General features: G+C 34.6%; 3 protein-coding genes. 2 read left to right on the forward strand and 1 reads right to left on the reverse strand.

Going from position 1 to position 2,882, the window contains the following annotated elements:
* Positions 1 to 196: 196 nt before the first annotated feature.
* Positions 197 to 1,387, reverse strand: coding sequence for a DUF418 domain-containing protein (locus ACR65M_RS15730; RefSeq protein WP_341332793.1), 1,191 nt, complete (start codon positions 1,385 to 1,387; stop codon positions 197 to 199).
* Between the two features lie 152 nt (positions 1,388 to 1,539).
* Between ACR65M_RS15730 and ACR65M_RS15735 the strand changes: the two genes are divergently transcribed.
* Both ACR65M_RS15735 and ACR65M_RS15740 read left to right on the forward strand, forming a co-directional pair.
* Positions 1,540 to 2,256 carry a response regulator transcription factor gene (locus tag ACR65M_RS15735; RefSeq protein WP_440273772.1) on the forward strand — a complete coding sequence of 239 codons (717 nt, stop codon included), beginning with the start codon at positions 1,540 to 1,542 and terminating at the stop codon, positions 2,254 to 2,256.
* Positions 2,253 to 2,840 carry a hypothetical protein gene (locus ACR65M_RS15740; protein WP_440273773.1) on the forward strand — a complete coding sequence of 196 codons (588 nt, stop codon included), beginning with the start codon at positions 2,253 to 2,255 and terminating at the stop codon, positions 2,838 to 2,840. The genes ACR65M_RS15735 and ACR65M_RS15740 overlap by 4 nt, the downstream gene beginning before the upstream one ends.
* Positions 2,841 to 2,882: the final 42 nt, after the last annotated feature.

Consider the following 2,882-nt stretch of genomic DNA (forward strand, 5'->3'; position numbering starts at 1 on the left):
CAACAGTGCAAATACACTCGCGGCGTTTTTTTCGATTTATGGCCGTTAATTTGAAAATACGGCTGTTACTGAAAATTTATGGCCAATAACTAAAAAATATGGCTGATAACATATTTTTATGGCTGATAGCCAAATGTGAAGGTGAAAACTCATACGAACGCCATATTCAGCTCATGCCATTTACAGTTGTCGCACATTAATGCGTAGCTTTTTCATGCAATCGAATTTGTGCCTTTTTGGATTTTGGAATTCCTCGCCATGTCATGTAGGTGCCGATTCTCATGATTTTTTCAAAAGGTCCCATTTTCCAGATTTTAAGATAAAAGTGGCTTAAAATAACTTGGAATAAGTAAATCACGATTGCTAACAAAATCCCATTAAGAACACCCATCTTTCCGAATAATCCTAGACCATATCCATAAAAAATAAGAGTACATATAAAACTTTGCGCTAAATAATTTGTCATGGATAGACGTCCTACATTTTCAAAAAGAGTTAAAATGACGGATTCTCCTTTTGTATAAAAATATGCAAATAGGAAGATGTAACCGACCGAGAGAAGGGGCGCACCTATTGTATAAATTGATTCTGTCCATATATGTTCTGGAAACAGATATGGTAAAGATTTTAACCCTAAGCCCATAGGTAGAAATAGCCAAGCTAACCAACTATATTTCCGTTTTTCTTTTTCAGGAAATGTGAACCATCCGCTTTTAGCGGCGTACATTCCGAATAAGAATATCGGGCAGATCACAAGTGGCATAAGCACTAACATGACTAGGTATACAAAATCAGGATAACCATACGGATCTTCTCCGTTATTGCGAAAATCATAAGTTTCCCAATAATCTCCACTTGAATATGCTTCGTACTCCTTTTGGATATAGGAATCTAAATTCTTTGGTTTCTCCATTTCTTCATTTGCTCCAATTACCCCTAACAATGTACTTAAAGAAAATAACGTCACAGTCCAAATTAGTATTGTCTTTTTCTTTCGTTTAACAAAGCCAATCATAAGTAAGCCAATCAGTCCGTAGGAAAATAAAATATCTCCTTCCCAAACAAAAAAGGAGTGGAGTAATCCGAAAGTAAGTAATAATATGAAACGACGTACTAGGTGTCGTTTGATCTTTTTACCATTGCCTTCAAGTTTTTCCGATAATTTAACCATAGAATAGCCAAATAAAAACAAAAAGATAGGCATGAAGCTACCTTCTATAAAGATTTTGATCCAAATATAGGATGCTTGATCAGACGCTAAAGTCTGATAGTTTTCCATTTGATCTTTCCCAAACATACCATATTGAAAAATTAATACATTCGCTATTAATATCCCAATTAAACTGAATCCCCTTAGTCCATCCATCAACCTAACTCGTTTTTTCATTTTCTGCTCCCTTTCATATTGAACTACCTTATATGTTAAAGGGATGAGTTTTCCAAAAATTAACCACTACCTTACGGATGCATAAAACTTTATTTGATTTGTTCAACTGTTCGTAAAGTTGCTTTGTTATGATAAGGATGAGGTGGAAACTTATGTATAATGAGACAAATATTTTAATAGTTGATGATGAACAAGCTATTGTGAAAATGTTAGAAATGATGTTGAAAAAGGAAGGATTTCAAAATATATATACGGCATACAAAGGGGAAGATGCGCTTACTATTCTAAAAAAACAACAGGTTGATATTGTTATCCTTGATGTGATGCTACCAGATGGCAGCGGATTCGACTTTTGTCCGAAAATCCGTGAATTATCGTCAGCCTATATTTTATTTTTAACCGCTAGAGTATCAGATTTAGACGTACTAACGGGATTTGCTACTGGCGGTGATGATTATGTGACAAAGCCGTTTAATCCATTAGAGGTGGCTGCAAGAATTAAAGCGTATTTAAGAAGAAGTTCTAAATTAGCTGAGCCTACAATTCTATTGAAATCTAAGCAGTTTGATTTTAATCGATTCTTGTTAGATGAAGGCGCAGGAGAATTGTTGGTAAACGGTCAGCCAGTACCTTGTCCAACTCAAGTTTATTTGTTGTTGCTTTATTTGTGCAAGCATCCGAATATTGTTCATTCTAAATCTGCACTCCTTGAAGCAGTCTGGGGATTTGACAATTATGTTGATGAGAATACAGTTTCGGTACATATTAGAAGAATTAGAGAAAGAATCGAGGAGGACCCAAGTAACCCTAAATATTTACTAACAGTAAGAGGGCTTGGATATAAACTTGTTAAGGGAAATCAATCATGAAAAAGCTAAGATGGCGTTTATTTTTGCATTTCTCATTACAGTTTTTGTTAGTAGCTGCCTTAATGGTTATTGTCATTTTTCTAACCCTAATTATAGCTATAGGTATTTATGCAGAAGATGTATCTCAATCTAATTATTATCAGGCAAAGTTAGAGGCCATTTCAGTCAATACGGGGTTTTCATTTTCAGAATTCAGTATGAACAAGGATTGGGATAAAGATTTAGAAAAGGAACAAATTTGGGTACAAATAATTGATCATGAGGGAACTGTGATTGAATCAGGAAATGTACCAGGTGAAATACCGAACAAATATACATATCAAGAGTTGGAAATTATGAAGGAAACAAAGCAATTACAAGATTTTTCACTTGCCTTTTACTTAGAGACATTTTATGAGGTACCTTACCTATTTGTTTTAGGCTACCAGGATCAAGCACATCTTTTACTAAAACAAATTGTTGGGGAGTATGGGGAAAGTGGGATAATAGATGAAGCGGACCAACTTAAAGTCGAGAATCTATTAAAAAAACAAAAAGGCACTCTGAAAATGATATGCTCCCCTAAAGGTAGACAGATGAAATAAAAAATCTGTTTCCTTTGGGGGAGTATTTTTGTATGGCTAAAA

The organism is Ferdinandcohnia sp. SAFN-114, from assembly GCF_059415045.1.